This window comes from Mesorhizobium sp. M0960 (genome assembly GCF_040319055.1).
Classification (GTDB): Bacteria; Pseudomonadota; Alphaproteobacteria; order Rhizobiales; family Rhizobiaceae; genus Mesorhizobium.
In genome coordinates, this window is sequence record NZ_JAMYNN010000005.1 from 1 (window position 1) to 14,289 (window position 14,289).

9 protein-coding genes and 3 pseudogenes are annotated in these 14,289 nt (G+C 62.1%); 3 read left to right on the forward strand and 9 right to left on the reverse strand.

Annotated features, from left to right (window positions below; genetic code table 11):
• The 3 genes and pseudogenes from NKH63_RS12380 to NKH63_RS12390 form a co-directional block, all read right to left on the reverse strand.
• Positions 1–266: pseudogene (locus tag NKH63_RS12380) on the reverse strand (integrase); the annotation flags it as partial.
• On the reverse strand, positions 263–649 hold the full coding sequence (locus NKH63_RS12385; RefSeq protein WP_352917924.1) for a type II toxin-antitoxin system VapC family toxin: 387 nt from the start codon (positions 647–649) through the stop codon (positions 263–265). The gene NKH63_RS12385 and the pseudogene NKH63_RS12380, both read right to left, overlap by 4 nt.
• Positions 649–906 carry a type II toxin-antitoxin system VapB family antitoxin gene (locus NKH63_RS12390; protein ID WP_031195575.1) on the reverse strand — a complete coding sequence of 86 codons (258 nt, stop codon included), beginning with the start codon at positions 904–906 and terminating at the stop codon, positions 649–651. Before NKH63_RS12390 ends, NKH63_RS12385 begins: the two co-directional genes overlap by 1 nt.
• Positions 907–1,075: 169 nt before the next feature.
• On the opposite strand from NKH63_RS12390, the gene NKH63_RS12395 reads away from it, so the two are divergent.
• Together NKH63_RS12395 and scpB are read left to right on the forward strand one after the other, a co-directional pair.
• Positions 1,076–2,029, forward strand: a complete 954-nt coding sequence (locus NKH63_RS12395) for a DUF1403 family protein (protein ID WP_352911304.1) — start codon at positions 1,076–1,078, stop codon at positions 2,027–2,029.
• Positions 2,030–2,031: 2 nt separating this feature from the next.
• Positions 2,032–2,751 (forward strand): SMC-Scp complex subunit ScpB, encoded by a 720-nt coding sequence (gene scpB / locus NKH63_RS12400; RefSeq protein WP_352917925.1) that lies wholly within the window; start codon positions 2,032–2,034, stop codon positions 2,749–2,751.
• A gap of 67 nt (positions 2,752–2,818) precedes the next feature.
• Here scpB and NKH63_RS12405 read toward each other — a convergent pair.
• A pseudogene (locus NKH63_RS12405) lies at positions 2,819–3,016 on the reverse strand (hypothetical protein); the annotation flags it as partial.
• Between NKH63_RS12405 and NKH63_RS12410 the strand changes: the two are divergent.
• The gene (locus NKH63_RS12410) at positions 2,984–3,103 is read left to right on the forward strand and encodes a topoisomerase DNA-binding C4 zinc finger domain-containing protein (RefSeq protein ID WP_352917951.1); all 120 of its coding nucleotides are present in this window, start codon (positions 2,984–2,986) and stop codon (positions 3,101–3,103) included. The pseudogene NKH63_RS12405 and the gene NKH63_RS12410 sit on opposite strands and share 33 nt — an antisense overlap.
• Positions 3,104–3,121: 18 nt before the next feature.
• On the opposite strand, the gene NKH63_RS12415 is transcribed toward NKH63_RS12410, so the two are convergent.
• The 5 genes and pseudogenes from NKH63_RS12415 to NKH63_RS12440 form a co-directional block, all read right to left on the reverse strand.
• Entirely contained in the window at positions 3,122–4,861 is a 1,740-nt protein-coding gene (locus tag NKH63_RS12415; RefSeq protein WP_352917926.1) for a phospholipase D-like domain-containing protein, read from the reverse strand.
• Positions 4,858–8,147 (reverse strand): annotated as a pseudogene (locus NKH63_RS31335) (DEAD/DEAH box helicase). Before NKH63_RS31335 ends, NKH63_RS12415 begins: the two are co-directional and overlap by 4 nt.
• Positions 8,148–8,366: 219 nt before the next feature.
• Positions 8,367–9,287 (reverse strand): hypothetical protein, encoded by a 921-nt coding sequence (locus tag NKH63_RS12430; RefSeq protein ID WP_352911310.1) that lies wholly within the window; start codon positions 9,285–9,287, stop codon positions 8,367–8,369.
• Between the two features lie 423 nt (positions 9,288–9,710).
• Positions 9,711–13,004, reverse strand: a complete 3,294-nt coding sequence (locus NKH63_RS12435) for an NERD domain-containing protein (RefSeq protein ID WP_352917928.1) — start codon at positions 13,002–13,004, stop codon at positions 9,711–9,713.
• A 73-nt stretch (positions 13,005–13,077) separates the two neighbouring features.
• Positions 13,078–14,133 carry a hypothetical protein gene (locus NKH63_RS12440; protein ID WP_352911316.1) on the reverse strand — a complete coding sequence of 352 codons (1,056 nt, stop codon included), beginning with the start codon at positions 14,131–14,133 and terminating at the stop codon, positions 13,078–13,080.
• Positions 14,134–14,289 lie beyond the last annotated feature (156 nt).

The following is a 14,289-nucleotide window of genomic DNA, read 5'->3' on the forward strand; positions in this document are numbered from 1 at the left end:
CTTGGCGCCGGCACCAGCTCGAAAAATGCTTCCAGTCGGCTGCGTAGGCGCGGCGCGTGTTGGCCGAACTCGCCGCCTCGATATAGTCGCGCGCGCGGCCGGCGAGCGCCTCAATGCGCAGGCAGGCTGGGATTGGCGATGGCTGGAAGGGGAGGGGGCGAGCCGTAGTCGGCATCGTCCATCTCCATGACGACGTCGACGATGTCGGGCATGTCGTCATCGCCGGAAGCAGCCGATGATCTTGGAGCGTCGTCAGTCAAGCTCATGCCGCTTCGATATCCGTTTGGGAGAAGTCGTTGCCGACGAAAAGCAGCGGTTCGTCCGCACGCTTTGCCAAAGCATAGGACAGGCAATCGGCAAAATTCAGCGCCGCCGGGTGGTGGCCTTTGCCGTAGGTCAGCCAACCCTGGGTCGCCAGATCAACCAATTCGGAGTCGACAGGAATGATGTCGGCCTCGATTTTGCGCAGCCAAAGATCGATCTCGGCCAATACGTGTTCGCCGCGCCTGCTGACCAGCACCATGCGTGCCTCGAGCACGCAGGTTGCCGGGACCAGACGGATTGGGTCCAAGATCAGCGCTCGTTCCAGCCTTGCTGCCTCAGGCTCGCTCCGAAGGATCGCTACAACGGCTGAGGTATCGATCACCATCAGTTCGGGATTCCATGCTCGTCATACCCGATGATCTCCTCGTCGCTGCGACTATCCAGTTCAGGCAATCGTGCCACTCTTTCTCGGATGGCGCGCAATTCTGCCAGCAGACGCTCCTGAGCGGTCTCTCCAAAGCCCAAGCGATGCAAGCGCTCGCTCAGGGCCTGATGAATGGCTGCCGTCTTGCTGATGCCCTGGCGGCGTGCGAGTTCGTCGGCGAGAGCCACGGTGGCCGGATTTTTGATGTTCAGGGACACGAAAGACTCCAAAATTCTACCTTTCTGGCGTATTCTACCATGGCTCCGAAGGCTCGTAAACAACGAACGATAATGCAATATTATCGTTCGTTTTGTCGCCACGACAGGCTGTGCGTTTTAACGCGAAATTGATGGCGAAAAGCGCACGGCCACTTTACCCTCCAAAATCATGATTCGCCTTGATCCCGCGACTGCCAGCCGCGCCGCGCCGCCGACCGTGCCGGCCTGGGCACTCACGCCCGCCCGCGACGTCAGCGACACAGACGCCGCCTTCCGGGCCGGCGCCGCCTTGGGCGCGCTCGACACGCTCGCCCGCGCGCAAGCCAGCTGGGCCGGGGCCTGGCGGCAGCGGCTGGCGCTTCGCTGTGCCGCCGCCGGCATGCGGCTCGCCGGCCGCTCAGAAGACGAGGCCGCCCTGCGTGACGCCTGGTACCTGCGCCCGGCCGGCGCCGATCCCGGCCCCGCCGGCGCCATCTATAGCGCCTGGCGGCAGCTTTCCGCGCAGCCGCCCATCGCCAGCGCCGATCGGCTGGCCAAAACCCTCGACCAGCTTGGTCTTCACTGGAACGGTCCCGCGCTCGCCAACCTCTGCACGGAGATCGAAAACCTGGCGGGGTTGCAGCGGCCGGCGCCGTTCGCCGCCGCGGCGATCGCCGCCCACGTCGTCGCCATGCGGCCCGATGCCGAGCTCTTCGCCTGGTGGCTCGCCGACCTGGTGCTGGCGCAAAACCTGCGCTGGCCGCGGTCGCTGCCGCTGCTGATCGCCCAGGCCTTTGGTCCGGCTTTTCGCCCCGACGCCGGCGGCAAGCGCATTCGGCCGGGGGACAAAGATTTTGAGCGCGCGGTTTGCGTCGCGCTCGTTGCGGCCGCCGCGGACGCCTGCCGGTTGGCCGCCGAGTTGTCGCGGCGCGCGGAGCGGCTCATCGCCGTCGCACCGAAGCTCAGGGCAAAGGGGGCGAGCGAGGTGATCCAAAAACTGCTCGACGACGACGCCGTTTCGGGCTCGCTGACGACCAAGAACCTGTCCCGCTTTGCGGCGCGGCGCCTGTTCGACCGGCTGCAACAATTGGATGCCGTCCGCGAGCTCTCCGGCCGTACCACCTTTCGGCTGTTTGGGTTGTAGCGATGAGCGAAGCGTCTGCCCGCCGGAAGCCAAACGGTCAGCCGGATTTGCTGGATACCGAGCTGGAGCATCTTCCGGCAGAACTGCGCTGGCGCGAGTGGATGGGCCGCGTCGAAGCGGTGATCTTTGCGGCAAATGAACCGGTGACACGTAGTGTGCTCGCGCGGGTGGTGGGAAAAAACTGCAATATCGAGCTGATCATCGACGACATCCGCGCCGAGCTCGCCGGCCGCCCCTATGAGCTGGTCGCGATCGCCGGCGGCTGGCAGCACCGGACCAAGAAGATTTTTGGCGACGCCATCCGCGCCGCCTTCGGCACGGCAGCGGGCGAGGGGGCAAAAGAACTGTCGCAATCCGACGCGCTGGTTTTGATGTGCATCGCCTATTTCCAGCCGATCACGCGTGGCGAGCTTTCTTCCTTCTTCGGCAAGGAGGTGTCGCGCGACCTGATCGGCATTCTGCGCGCGCAGGATCTGATCGCCTCGGGGCCGCGCTCGCCGCAGCCGGGGGCGCCCTACACCTACGTAACGACCAAAAATTTTCTGTCGCAGTTCGGGCTCGACACGCTGCGCCACCTGCCGGATTTCGAGGCGCTCGAGGACGCCGGGCTGCTGTCGAAGGAAAAGCTACTGGCGGGAGACATTTCGGTGGGGCTTGTTGGGGAGAGGGGCGGCGAAGAGGAAGAAGCCTACGGCGATAGTGTTGAGGACCAGGTATTTTGATCGGGCGTTGCCGAGTCATGCCCTCAGCTGAACGATTGGCCGGAAAGACCACCAGGTTGGTGCCGCCTGCGTGGCGCAGCGACGGAAACAGGATGCCCCGAAGTTCGGCCGTGATAGCCAAATCCGCAAGCTTCCACGATGGGGAACGCCCGGGGAACCATCCCGATACATCCGAGAGCTCTCCGAGATCGCCGGTGACAACCTCCGCTTCGAGACTGTCGCCGGCGACCTTCTGCGCCAGTGTCCGGCGTGTCGGGCCGGTCACTTGGTCGAGCGGACCGGAATCGCCAATCGCCGTTTTCTGGGCTGCAGCCAGTTCCCCAACTGCGAAGATACGGCACGCCTGAAATAACGGATCGCCGCGGCCATCTCATTCGAGTTCGCGCTCGAAGTTGTCGAGCAACGACGTCGCCAGGCTTGGCCCCTCCAGATAGAGACCGATTTCATCGAGCGGGTTGTCCTCGAGTCCAGACTGGGACCCCCAGTTCAGACTGCTGACGACGACATGGTCGGTGTCCCAGGCCAGAAACTTCGCATGCAGCTGCGGTTCCGGCACGCCTGTGAGGTCGACTATGCCATGGAGCCGTTCCCGATGCTTTGTCACGTGGCTGCGCTTCACCGGGCCGGTCCGGCGCGAATAGTAGATGCGAACGCCGCTAAGTCGCCGGCCAGCGACCTCGGCGGGATCGAACAGCGCCGGCACCATGTTCGCGCCGACCTTGTTGGTACAACAGACGAAGCGCTGTCGCGCATCGTGGGCCGCAGCGCGCAGCAGGCGCTCGTGGTCAGCGGCATACAGGATCGTCAGCGTCGCTGCAGGCGCTTGCGCCTCTTCAGAGGTGGACAGCATGTTTCGCTGGCGGCGCAGCTCGGATGCCATGAACTGTAGTGTCTCCACGGATCGGCTGGCACTTGAGAGCCTGGAGACAATCTCGCGGAGCAGATCCAGACCTTCTGCGGCCGCGTTGGGCTCTCTGAGCTCGGCGGAGACTTCAACGGCCGAGAACGGAGAGTGGAGCCAATTGCACGATCCCATCAGCATCACCGCGCCGTCGTGGCCGTCGTCGGCAACGAGGAACTTGGCATGACTCTCGACAGGATCCCTCTGCACCAGGAGATATCCTCTGGTTTGCCGTGCAGCGGATAGGCGCAGATAGAGTTCCTGCATGGCTGCGGCATGCTTGGCGCGATCGAGCGACGTGCCGAAGAATAGATGGCATCTCACGCCGCGCTTGCACGCATCCTCGAGAGCTCGCACAATGCGTTCCCGACGATCCATGCCCTTTTCATCGGACTGAGAAGCCACGAACGTGGACAGGACGAATACGTTGGATTTGGCGGCACCGACAATCTGCTCGAAGCGTTGCAAGTGCTGCTCGGCCCCGACGACGAGGTCGCTGGCACTGAACCGGGTCTCTATGGATACGGAACGCTCGGGCGGCGGTGTCGTGGTCTTTGGTAAGACGCCGGTCTTGACCGTTGCTTTGAGGGCCTCGACGAGTTGGTCGCTCGCGCCTTGCGGAAAGACGCCAGCTCCGATCTCATCGAGATCGAGCACAAGGAATTTCGCCTCCAGGAACGAGCTGTTGGCCTGCACGCCGCGCAGCCATTCACCAGACCTCAGCATGCCGACCATGAACTCGTTGACGCGTTGCATCATCGAATAGTGGGTCTCTGGTGGCTCCCCTTCCGGAAACCGGATGATTGCGCCTTTGGCGGGAAGCTTGGTGACGGGGATCGTGTCGACGTCCCTCGTCCTGAAGACGGACAGTCCGACCTTCTCGTAGACGACACTGATGCCGATCTCACGATCGACCGAGCGTTCAGGAAGGGCGCGCCCGGTGCGGATGAAGTCATGACCAATACTGCTGGTGACGAGGACGGGGTGCGGCGAGAGTCGGACTTCGACAAGTCCGAACTGCATGAGCCGGGCCACAGTGGAGCCGACCACCTGTCGGGGAATCTTGAGCGCCTCTGACACGTGATTGATCGTGCCCGGGCTTCGGTCGAGTGATAGCAGGATCATTTCCTCAACCGGGCTCCAGCCCCAGGTCCGCTGGACGATGCCGGGTGCGCGATAGTGCCACGCCGGGATGTAGATGTTGTTCATGGAATCGGCCTCCCCTGCTCATCCACGGGGATGATGGAGGCGCCTTTCCCAACCGACGGAAAGTCGGCTTCGGACAAGCGGGTTACTTCGTCGAGCATGGTCCGCAGAAAGCCGAGTTCGTCATTGACCGCGTCGGGGTCGATCCCCTCAACCGCATTGCGGATGAACTGCCGGCTGGTGGCGAGAACGAGCTTGTGCTTGGCGCGGCTGAGCAACACGTTCAGGCGTTGCGGATTCTTGATGAAGCCAAGGGCTCTGGTGCCCACAAGGACGTTGTTGCGCACGAGGCTCGCCACGACGACATCGGCCTCGCCGCCCTGGAAACTGTCGCTGGTGTAGACGAACTTTCCATCACCTCGAGGGCTGATAAAGCCAAACAGGGTGCCCGAGGATGTGTCGATGTGAGGCTTGAGCAGTCGTTCGAGGTGATTGACCTGCGCCAGGTACGGAGACAGCACCACGAGCGTTGGCACCGGCTTGCCCTCGCGGATGATGGGGCGCAGCTTCTTCATGGCGGCTAGAACGGCCGTCGCCTCGACCTCGTTTCGATACGAGCGTTTCGCCGGTTGCTCGAAGGCCCGCCGCTTGACGACGCTCAACGAGGGCAGGTCCAAAATGACGATGGGAGAAGCCGGAAATCCGTCGACGCACTCGACGGCCGGTTGGCGAGCCTTCACCCGATCTGAGGACACCAGCGATCGCTTGTAGAAGGTGTTGGAAACGAGCTCGCAGATAACCGGGTGCATACGGCTCTGCTCACGCAGCGTGTTGGCGATCGTGCTCGGGCGCCCGGTGTCCCGAAACCTCATCTCTTCACGCGCGGCAATCGACTTGAAGGGTTCTTCAAGTCGTGACGCTATAGCGAGAACGTCGCTGAGCAGAAACTGATCTGCCTTCAACGCCTCGAGCGCCAACTCCACCTCGCTCGGCAGATCGGAGATCGCGGCGAGCTTCTCCTTGGCATCACGCAGGAGCTCACCGGCCCGGCTCGCGTCGTAGAATTTCTGGCGATCCGCCGCATCGAAGGGCGAGAGCTGATTGTGATCGCCGATGATCACCCGACGGTTTCCCAAGAGCAGAGCACCGATCAATTCGGCACCGTTGGCCCGCGCCGCCTCCTCGATGAAGACCCAGTCAAACTGCTCGCCGTCGGCGATCATCTCCTCAAGAATATGCGACGACGTGGTTGCAAGCGTCACATCCGAGGAGCGCAGCATCAGATTATCGGTGTCGCGGAGAGCGCGGTCGGCGCTCGATTGCTCGGACGTATCGACGGGTTTGAGGGCCTGGATGATCTGGTTGAGCTGGTTCGTCATGATCGCGGCGCTGGCCGGATCCGGCTTCGACACGGAGCGCAGCAGGAACTGCGATCTCCGCCTCAGCGTGCTCTCTTTCTCGCTGGAGCGCGACCGCTCGACGCGAACGACGATGGTTGAGGACGCGGGCAGAAATTTGCGGAGTTCGTCCTCCATGTGGACGAGCGTCTCGTGGTTCTGGGATGATACGAGGATTCGAGCGTCGGGCGTTTCATGCAGAATGCTCGTCACCAGGTGCGAGATCAAAAAGGTCTTGCCCACCCCAGGCGGCCCGACAACGACATTGATGGATCTGCCTTCGACGATGGACTGCCATGCCTCGACCTTGGATTCTTCCATGTCGACGTCGGCTGGCGGCGAGCCGGGTGCCGCGATGTCGCGCAGCACGTCATCCATTCGAACCTGCGCGGGATCGTCCAAAGCCCTCAGAAGCTCGACGTTGGACCTGGCGGCGACGATGTTCTGCAGCCGTCGTCGGATGGCACGTTCGGTGCCGGTGTCCTTGCGGGGGCGCAGGAAAAGCCGTTGCCGGGCCTGGATCGCGAGGTTGGTGCCGAATGCGAACGCTATCTTCCCGTTGATCAGGCCGCTGCCTTCATAGGTGAGTTCCGGCACGCGCTCCCGGCCCATCGCCAGACGCGCCGTTTGTGAAAGCGTCCAGTTTGCCTTTCCGTCGTCATACTTCAGCTCGCGCCTGAGGGCCTCAGCAGCCGGGCGCAGCCCTATTGTTTCACGCTGCGCATCCCGCCCTGCGTCATCGGCGGGCATCAGCCAGACGACGTTGGTCTCGGCATTGGCTGTTGGAAGCACATGGACCGGATAGAGGCGAAACTGTTCCCTTAGCAGGGTAAAGGCCTCGAGGAGGATGAGAGCAAACCATATTGGAACGTCGCTCGTCCCGTCGGCGGCCGGATGGGTTCAAGGAGGTCCCGCCAGCGCTTGGCGCCTGGCCCGAGGTTTTGGACCCGCTCTTCCGAGCTCGCTCGATTTCGGGAGAGATGCAATTGATGGACGATGTCGACAGCGCCGTGCATCCATTCGTTTGGGCGACGCTGATGTGCCGCTACGATCATCCCGACAGAGTCGCTCATGACACGAACATGATAGACCGCGAGGTCTGTCATGACGCGAACGGTGTCCTGGTCGGCCGGGACAAGGCGGACGCCGGCCGACAACAGATTGTCGGCAACAAACTGCATGATCGCAGCGCCATCCGCTGCGGGTATCGTGCCCGAAGAGAGGGCCGGCAAATCGCTCTGAACCACGTCCCGGGAAGGATAAAGAACGAGTTCGCCCTCCGAGCTGGAGCCAACCCTGTGGAGCTCGGTGACGACATTTCTCAATTCGTCGAGGACGACCGCACCGTCGAACAGTTGAAACTGCGGGGGACTGGCCAGCCGTTCCAGCATTCGACGCTCGACGGAAAGAAGCGCGGGCGGGTTGTCACCATCGAGGCCGAGCAGCGTGCCGGCGACCGCAGCCAAGTCCATCCAGTCTTGTCGGAAGGAGATGACAGCAGACGCGCGAAGCAGATGCCCGGGCTCTTTGAGATCGCCGTCCGCAATGTGGACGCATGCCTCGACGCCACCGAGCCGATAGTCGGCACTATCGTCTCGCTGCGAGAATATCGAATGCAAGCTGACGCCGCCGTGCACGATGCCGGCGTCGTGACACAGCGCAAGCGCCTCTGCCACGCGGACCATATTCCGCCAGAAGACCCCACGACTTGCGCTCGTAAGGTAGCGCCCTTCCCTCGTCCTCCGGCGCTGTGATGCTCCGGAAATCGGACTTCCGGGGTCTACCATAACGATAGCCAGCTCATACTGGTCTTCTGCAGTTTCGAGAACCTCGACCAGGACGTCTCTCGCGCGACGGGAGGAAAGCACACGCCGGATGCGCCTCAGGCCACGCCCGACAATTACCCGGAGATCATCGTCGAGCGCAGTGCCCGTCTTCTTGAACAAGCGCAACAGATATGGCTCGCCGTCTGCCACGCCCACAGCAGGGCGCAGGTGAGAGTCCCACCCGCCCGTCAACCGGGAAAACGAGTCTTCTGCGAATGTGAAACGTGCATCTAACGGCGGATTAGTCTTCTTTTTGACTGCAGCCATATAGTCCCAGCCCATCAATACTTACCGCTTAGCAGATTCGAGTGCGCCTTGCCGTGCGAAATGGCAACAAACTGGGGATCACGCCAAAACACGATCGTTGAGGTCGGCGTAGGGTGGCAGCGCCTCCGCATCGCGTCGAGCGGCATAGAGGCGGGCAACACCGTCCTGCAAGGACTCGACGTGGGGCTCGAACAGGTGAGGCATGATGTCGGTCAGCATCGGCAACTCGAAAATGCGATGGCGCTGAAGGTAGCCGACGGCACTGTTGCGAGCGGGACCGGAGGCCCATATGGCGGTTCCAGGACTGCCGAAGTGGTTTTCTTCCGCGATGTCCTTAATCCATAGCCAGGGAGCAAGGCGCTCCGTTCCATCGTCCGATATGCGCCACATCGGTAGGTAGTCGCGCGAGAACAGGACTTCCGATTCGTCCGTCAGCTGCCAGACCCCGTAGGGCAACCAAATCCGCGAGGGCACGAAGTCCGGGAGCGGGGAGCGCGGAGTGGCCACCTCGAAGTCGGCCCGCGTACCAAATCCGGTGTCGAAGAGCAGATAGGTGGGACGGCCGGGATAGCGAAGATAGGCCGGGGCGCCTGAGCCATAGGCCTTGTCTCTCACGACGGTTCCGGGTTTGCCGCGGCCCGGTGTCCCGAAAACACGTCGCCTCCAGATCGATGCGCGCAGGACCATGTGCTCATCGATCGACCACGGCGTCGCTCGGAGCAGGCGCGCTCTCGAAACGGCATATTGGACATGGCCGTCCGGAAGGCCAAGGGCATCAGCCAACTCGAGAATCGTGAGAAGCGCGGCCTGGAGACCTGGACCATCTGGAGCAGCGAGACCGTTCGGGTGACTCGTGATCGAAAGCTCGTGCCAGTCTCGATAGCCCAGAGCCTGCGCCAGTGCCTCGTGCACCGCTGCCAGTTTCAGCTCGGTCGAACCTCGAGCGAGATGTTTTGCGGCCTGTTTCGGCCGAATGAGATCGGGAAAATGGATTCGCATGGAACCGCTCCGGCGGTGCTGCAATGGCGCGTCCACTTGGCCCGTGCACCTTGGAGAGAGGTTCATACGGGGTGATCGTTCATTCCTGCCCGCAGGCTTCGCCAATGTGGACGGCATGGCCGGATCAGCCATGCTCCAGCATATGCGATTCGAATCTATCCGCAAGCTACGCCGGTGGCGCGGGCAGCCAATCGCCCAAGCCCTTCGTCGGCAGGATCGGCGCGCTGAGGTCCAGGATTACGCCATGCAACCGGACGAGTCCGTCGATCCGCGTTCTATTGTCTTCGGAGAGCTGGCTAGGAACTCGACCAGATCTAGGCCAGCCCATCTTGGCGAGGGTAAGCGCGCCGCCCCAATCGATGAGGCAGGTACTGCGCATTGCCACGGCCTTTGTGGATGCAGCGGTGAATCCGCGAATCTGGGCTATCGGTTGATGGCCGTTGCGGATGTCTCGATTGCACGGATGACCTCTATGGCCTTTTGCGAAAACGGGTGATCTGCAGTTACACGCCGGAGCCTACCGAGATCGTTGCGGTCGCCGTGCTTCGCAATCACGCCAAAGGCGAAATGCAGGTCCCGATCACGAAAGCCGACCCGATGATACGATGTCGGGGGGACGCCCTCATCAACCAACTTCCGGCTGACCGCGAGCAGGTCGGCCGGAAACACATCGACCAGGTTGAGGGCGGGATAGTTGGGCGGTCGCTCCGCCACGTGACTTGCCGCCAGCGACTCGTTGATCTCTGCAAGGCAACCGATGACGCGTTGCGGACGGAGTGCGTGCAATTGCTCCCACGCCGCGCGAGCCTGTTCCCGGTCGGCGTCGCGCCCGGACTCGGCAGCATAGACCAGCGTTCTGATGAGTACCATGCACTGTTGCGCATCGTTCTCGGCCTCCACAACCGGGAGCGGCCCAGCGTGTCGTGCGAGGAAGCGAACCGCCAGCACGAACGCAGCCATCTCGTCCTGGCTCATCGGGTTGGTCTGGGACGGAAGTCGCGCCAGGTTCGAGAACAACGGAGCGTCTGATGCCTCTTCGTATTCCGCGATCCTTTGCGCCAAGTATCTCACGCTCATGGAATCGCCGATCCCATCAGCCTGAAAGGCCCGCCGATACAGCAGACGCTGAGTCTCCTCCGGCAACGCGTAGACTTCCTCGGCATAAATCCAATCAAACGGGTGATCGAACATCCGCGTGTAGACGCTGAGAGCCTGCTCGCGGATGTCGTCGCTGTCCGCTTCCCCGATCACCGCCACGACCTCCTCACGAATTGCAGCTCGCTGCCCTTCGCCCTCGTCGTCAAGCGCTCCCAGTATCTTGAGGGCATCGATCACGCTCGAATTCAACGCCCAGTTCCAGGCGTGAATCTCGAGGGAGTTGATCGCCTCGATAAGGCCAGCCCTCGCCGTCTCCTCGGCGTCCCGCACGAACCCGACGATGTGCAGCAGTTCCAGCCGGACATGATAGGGCTCGTATCTCCACCGCGTGCGCAATACCTCGGTCAGCTCAAGCGTGAATCGCGTGACATCCTCTTTGCCAAACAGCTCATGGCGTTGCTTGAGAACGAACAGGAGCTCGCCCGAGGTCAAGCCGACAAGAGACCGCATCGCGATCCTCGGTGGCCGATTGCCGATGATATGCGTGAACCTCGTTGCGTCAGCCTGCGTCGCGGCGAGCGTGAAGTTGTGTCGCGGCCCGAAGCCATAATAGGCCAGTGCGAAAGCTTCACTGCGCAAGGCGACGTTGCCCTCACGAGCCGCCTCGGCAAGCTGTGATCGTTCCTCCAGCAGTTTTGCATCCATCGCTCGGCACAAAACCAGGTATTCCTCGATGCCCGTGCCCTTGGCCGCGCGAACGCCCAAGGCCTGATAGCGGGCTCGACTCGTCGGCGGAGACTCGATGTGCCCTTCCCATTCGAGGCGCTTGAAAGCCTCACCATTCGTCAGGACCAGCTTGGACTGCGCGATCTCGGCGAGAAGACTAGCGTGGCTGGCCTCGAGAATAGCCCAGGCGGTCGCTGTCGCCACGCTACCAAGTTCACCGTCGGCGGCATCGGCAATGATGTCTGCGTCCGTGATTTCGTCCAGCACCGCACGGCCAGCCGGCTCCGTGCCGAGAGCGGCGATGATGTCGCGGGCCAGTGGACGAAAGAGCGGCGTGCCCAACTGGACGCCAAGTTTCGAGGGATCCGTCTGCGCCAGCCTGACCAGTTCTTGAGCGGCGTACGTGCTCTGAAAGATTTCGTGACTGAAGGACACGCTGCCGCCTCGAGTTTCCAGAACGCCGGCCCGCAGAATTGCCTCGCAATCGTCGAACGTCAGGTGCTGTGCCAGCATGAACTCATCGAAGGCAGTTTCCGATAGGGAATAGGCCATTTCGTCGGTGAGGCGCGCCGCGAGCCGTCGAAGGCCCAGCGAACCCGAACGCGCATGTGGACCCAGTCGCGTGCGGATGAATTGGTCGACGAGTTCAAGGCGCGTAACGTTTGACCGCAGCTCGTTGCCGATTTCACCTACGATGCGCGCCTCAAACCCGCTCCGCACGCCGCGCAGCACGTCCTTTGCCGCCGAGGTCAAGACTCCATGTCCCTGTTCGGCGATGCGTGCCTTCAAGGTCTCTGACGGCTTCCCGACGCTGACGCTGCTCAGGCCAGCCAGACCTTCTGGACGGGACTCCTGGCTCGTCACAACCACCCGCGCCTCATACCGCCTTGCGAGAGCCCTGAGTCCACGCAGCGCTTGTCGCGCATTGTCGGCCGATAGCTCGTTCAAGCCGTCAAAGATCAGGACGACCGGTATCCCCAATTGCGTGGCCCGGCGCAGGAATCGCGGATCGTAGGAATCAACAAGCAGCGAAATCTCGCGCTGAACCGCCTCGGCCCACGAGCCCGAAAACAGCTTCGCCGAAACGAAGAGGCAGATGGCGCCCGTCGCTGTCAGTTGGAGGCCCAGCCACTTTGCCATCAGGCTCTTGCCGCACCCGGATGGTCCCCACAAGAAGCTGCCAGCCTGCTCATTGGTGGATGCGATGAGAGCCTCTGCCTGCTCGTCATCTTCCGGGATCCATAGATCGGCATCGGGCTGGTATTCCGCAGCGAACGCCCGCCGATATCGTTCCGCCCACTCGCTAAACGCCCAGGAACTTTCGGCAGCCAGCGCGACGTCCACGGACGTAGCGGTCAATTTCAAGGATCGCGCAAAGTCCTGCCAAGCCGCGAGTGACCACGGGCTGCCTCCCGTCGCTCCTAACGCAGCTAGGACTTCGTCAGTAGACCCGATCCGAACCTTGAAGTCGCCCGAAGTGACGGTCGACCCCGCAGGGAGCTCGCCGGTCATCGCGACGAACCCATCCGGGTAGAAATCGCCGATGGGCGCCGCCTGAGCCATGGCATCACGCAGACGGTTCTTGGCGTCGAGCGCCTGCTGATAGGGGTTGCGGAACGATGCCCACTCCCCGGACGGCGACAGCCGCTCCCACGCGCCATTGATCTCGCCTCGAACCGGAAGCTTGGTGGCTTTTGCTTCGACGAGGGCGACGGCATTCTCCGTCGCCACGACGAAGTCGATCTGTCGACCTTTGAGCTGAAAATTGCACAGGACGACGGCCGCCGTCGCACCTCGCGCCAGATGGTCAACGAGGGCGCGCAGGAAGACACGTTCCGAGTCGTGTTCCAGCGGTCCCCCGCAGAAGATCGTCAGTTGGCGTGTCTGGTTCATGATGTGGATTCTACAGCTTCACTGCTGAAAAGCACTCCTCGATGCAGGTCATCATGACCGCACCGACCGAATGCTATCGGCTGTCCATGGCGACGTCTTCGAGGTGCTGGTGCCACCCGTGCATGTCCTCGATGGGTTCGGCCATGATTTCTTCCAACTGGTCAATCTCCTTCCTGATCTGGTCAAACATCTCCAGTGCGGTCAGGGCCGTCCGTTTGGCGCCAATCGAGTTGGCTCGTTTTCTCCAGCTCTCGAACGGCAACTGCGGGTATCTGGGCTTCCAGCTAGGCAGCAGGCGCGCATTGAGATCGACTAACACTTTCGTCCCTCGCGCCATTCCGAGCGCGTCCACATCGAGTGGCTTGGGCGGGAGGCCCTTCGCCTTCAGCGCCTTGTCGCCATCGCGGCGAAAACGAACGATTGCGGCGATCGTGTCAGCTTCTAGCTGGATCGTCCGCAGCGTATCGACAGGGTCGTCTATTCCTGAGCGTCCCTTGGCGATTATGCCGAAAGCCGCCTCCGCCTGGTCGACGCGAAACAACAAATGCGCGCTCAACGCTCGCTCGACCGGCATTGGCGGTTGCGGACAAGCCGCGACCAGCCGATCGCGTAGTCCGGTCATATCGACCCTGGCTCTGCGGTACTTCGTCGTTACCAACTCAGGCAAAAGTCGACGTGCCGCATCGCTGACGACTTCAGGTTCCCAGCGCAGATGACGCTGCGCACTCAGGAGCGGCTCGAGCAGCCCAGCAGCCAGGCGGAAATAGAGGTGCGCAAGCTGCCCGATGATCGGATCGTCGCGGAGCCCGACATGATAGAGTTGGTTCCGGTACTCGTGCAGGATTGCCATCGCCCGGACCTGATCGGGCGGGATGTGACCGAGCTCTTTTAGAAATTGGGTCTTCCTGTCGAAGGCGCGGCCACGTGCGTCGCTGCGCTGTTCCGGCGTGAGCCTGCGGGAATTCCTGTGCCTATCCTCGAACAATAGGTCAGCGCATTTTTGATGGCACATCAGCTCAAGGCCATTGTCGACGAGGATGAGTGCGATCCGCCCATTGAGGGGGTGATCAATCGCCAGTTCAGCAAGTGCGCGGTCCAGTTGTTCTGCAATGGGAACGATTGATCGCACGGATCTTCTCCTAATGCGCGCAGCAGCCGTGACATTACAGCTCGCCGCACCTTACATTATTTGACCCACCGCATTCGGACAGCTTCCGATAGTCAAAGGAGTTCGCGTCCTGAACAACCCGCTCCCCTTTGAGCTAGTGTCCGCGGTCGACGCTCT

What these genes read in the sequence shown, in the direction of transcription:
- NKH63_RS12435 (WP_352917928.1), bottom strand. Translation starts at nt 13,004, where the DNA reads ATGAACCAGACACGCCAACTGACGATCTTCTGCGGGGGACCGCTGGAA.
- NKH63_RS12385 (WP_352917924.1), bottom strand. Translation starts at nt 649, where the DNA reads ATGGTGATCGATACCTCAGCCGTTGTAGCGATCCTTCGGAGCGAGCCT.
- scpB (WP_352917925.1), top strand. Translation starts at nt 2,032, where the DNA reads ATGAGCGAAGCGTCTGCCCGCCGGAAGCCAAACGGTCAGCCGGATTTG.
- NKH63_RS12415 (WP_352917926.1), bottom strand. Translation starts at nt 4,861, where the DNA reads ATGAACAACATCTACATCCCGGCGTGGCACTATCGCGCACCCGGCATC.
- NKH63_RS12395 (WP_352911304.1), top strand. Translation starts at nt 1,076, where the DNA reads ATGATTCGCCTTGATCCCGCGACTGCCAGCCGCGCCGCGCCGCCGACC.
- NKH63_RS12430 (WP_352911310.1), bottom strand. Translation starts at nt 9,287, where the DNA reads ATGCGAATCCATTTTCCCGATCTCATTCGGCCGAAACAGGCCGCAAAA.